The following is a 2,417-nucleotide window of genomic DNA, read 5'->3' on the forward strand; positions in this document are numbered from 1 at the left end:
GGACACACCTCTTCGTGCCGGACAGCGCCGGGGCGAATCAGGCGGTGCAACAGTTCCTCTTCGGGCGGGAAACCACATGGAGCGCGCGGGGGATGCTTGTGCTTCCCGCAGACGGGCGCGTGACGAAAGCGGTCAGCACCGACACCGTGGACACGCGCGGCGGGGTCACGTACCCCGTGACGGGGCGCGTCGTCTTCCCTGCCGTCGAGACCGACCCGCCGACCGACATCTCGCTGGAGCGGGCGTTCATGAAGCACCGCATCACGACGGCACAGGGCGCTGCGGATGAGATCCGGTTCGCGGTGTCGTATGACGGCGGGATCACGTTTCCGAACTACAACGACATCGCGGCGGCTCCGCTCTCGACGGGCGGAGTCACCGTGCTACCCCCGGTAGAACTCGATCAGACTGGCCCGCGCGTCATGCTGATGATCCAGTACACGGGGCGTGCCGGGAAGAACGCCTTCAACTTCTACGGCGGGTGGATCGTGCTCGGGATTCGCGGTGCCGAAGTGCCGAACTTCGACGCGACGCCGATGGGGAGCAACCTGTGAGCCTGAGTCGGCGCAAGGTGGGGCTCTCCTCGGTCGCGGCTCCGCGCGCAGCGGTGAACGTAAACGTCCTGAACGCGAACCTCGGGACGATTGAGACGACCCTGAACAACCTCGTGGAGAATGTCGAGGAAAAGGACGTGCTCGGCTACTGGCAGACGCCGGACTTCTTCACGACGGACTACACGGCGACGGCGGGGCTCCAGACGGCCACCGAGACGGACGTGCAGTCCAGCCGCTACCGCGTCGTCGAAGGGGTTCTCGGGAAGACACTATTCTGGAACTTGTTCGTCAACACGGTCACCCTGACGGCGAACGCGAGCCCCATTGTGAAGCTCCCCGGTGGGCTGGTGAGCGCGGCGTATGCCTACGGGTTCGCGCACTGCAACAACGCGGGCGTCTTCGCGCTCGGGATGTACAACATCATTATGGACAGCGATCTGGTCACGATCTCGGCGGGGCCGCTTGGGACAGTGTTCAATCTCGGAGTCAACAACAGCGGGTATGCGTTCTCGCTGGTGATCCCGGTCAAGTAACGGGGGAACATGATGGCGGTCTACGGCAGCACTTACGGATCGAAAGACAAAGGCGGCGGGGCGAACACGTCGAACAGTCAGTGGGGCTGGGAGGATTGGGCGTCGTGGGCTGCGAATGCGTACAACACCTACCAGCGCGAGCATGACGACGGGCGCTTCGTCCAGATTCCACAGACCCCGGAGCAACAGGCGTTCTGGCGCGAAATCATGGGCCTTGTGCAGAACTCGCCCAACAACGCGGGACGCCTGACCGGGATGGCCGACCAGATCGTGCAGGGCTACGGGAACATGGAAACGCAGATGCCCGGTACGGTGGGCGTTCCGGGCATCCCCGGTTCCGGGGGTCAGGTGCTCTACCAGAAGCCGAACACGCCGATTGATTGGTCAAAGATCCCCGGCCTCGATACCGGGATGCCGACGACCGGCACGCAGCCGAACAACTTTGGTGCGGCGGGTGGTGGGGCGTCAGCGGCGGGTGGTGGCAAGCCCGGAGGGCGTCCGCAGAAGGAAGTGTTTGGTGGCGACTCTGGCTTCGATGATTGGTATATCCGCAACGGTGGTACCGGCTACGGGTACGACATGGTAACCGGCGACCAGCCAGCGGGCGGAATCCCGCGTAACGACTTCGGCCTGCCTGACATCCCCGGCTATGGTGGCGAAGGGCCACCGGAGGGGATGAGTTACGGGCAACTCTCGCCCGAGATTCGCGCACGGGCCACGAGCATCTACGCCTACATCAAAGAACACGGGTTGCAGGCGCTCAACGTCGCTGTTGCGTCGGGCGCCTTCGGGCCAGTGAGTCCGCTCCTCACCGGGGCAATTCAGTTCGCGACGTGGCTGTACCGCAAGTTCGGCGGCAACGCGCCACCCGAGGCGCTACAGGGCGGCGCCCCAACAGGGAGCGCGCCCGTGACGCCTCCGACCTCGGGCAATGGCCCGCTTCCCCCGCCCGCGTAGGAGATGATGATGCCCTACAAACCGAATCAGTATCCTGAATACCAGCAGCGGGCGAACGGCGATCAGTCGAACGGTTTCACTGGCTCGCTGACTTCGCCGTCGATGATGAACGCAGCGGTGCAGTCGCCCGGACCGAAGTCCAGCGGTGGCGGGTTCGATGCCTACATGAACTCCGCGAACGCATGGGCAGAGCGACTGAAGCCGATGCGCGCCGCGCGTCCCGCACAGCCGCCGCAGCCCATGCAGCCGCAGCCGCCGCGCAGTGGCCCCGCGCCGTACAATCCGAACGATCCACTGACGAACTTCGGTCCCTCGTCGTGGCGTCCGCGTCCGGTCGGTGCGCCGGGGTCTCCGGTTCCGAACCCAAATCCCT

Annotated in this window: 4 protein-coding genes; 3 read left to right on the plus strand and 1 reads right to left on the minus strand. The window is 65.0% G+C overall.

The genetic code is table 11. The annotated features are described in order from the left end of the window. From WAW17_RS15880 to WAW17_RS15890, 3 genes are all read left to right on the plus strand, one after another. A partial coding sequence (locus WAW17_RS15880) for a hypothetical protein (protein WP_422333905.1) occupies positions 1-554 on the plus strand: 554 nt, incomplete at its 5' end. Next, entirely contained in the window at positions 551-1,087 is a 537-nt protein-coding gene (locus WAW17_RS15885; RefSeq protein ID WP_422333906.1) for a hypothetical protein, read from the plus strand. The genes WAW17_RS15880 and WAW17_RS15885, both read left to right, overlap by 4 nt. A 9-nt stretch (positions 1,088-1,096) precedes the next feature. Then, positions 1,097-2,044, plus strand: coding sequence for a hypothetical protein (locus WAW17_RS15890; protein WP_422333907.1), 948 nt, complete (start codon positions 1,097-1,099; stop codon positions 2,042-2,044). A 161-nt stretch (positions 2,045-2,205) separates the two neighbouring features. Here WAW17_RS15890 and WAW17_RS15895 read toward each other — a convergent pair. Next, positions 2,206-2,417 (minus strand): hypothetical protein (locus tag WAW17_RS15895; RefSeq protein WP_422333908.1); only part of this gene is annotated, 212 nt, incomplete at its 5' end.

It is taken from the genome of Rhodococcus sp. (in: high G+C Gram-positive bacteria) (assembly GCF_049286785.1).
In the GTDB taxonomy this organism is placed as follows: Bacteria; Actinomycetota; Actinomycetes; order Mycobacteriales; family Mycobacteriaceae; genus Rhodococcus_F.

What these genes read in the sequence shown, in the direction of transcription:
- WAW17_RS15890 (WP_422333907.1), top strand. Translation starts at nt 1,097, where the DNA reads ATGATGGCGGTCTACGGCAGCACTTACGGATCGAAAGACAAAGGCGGC.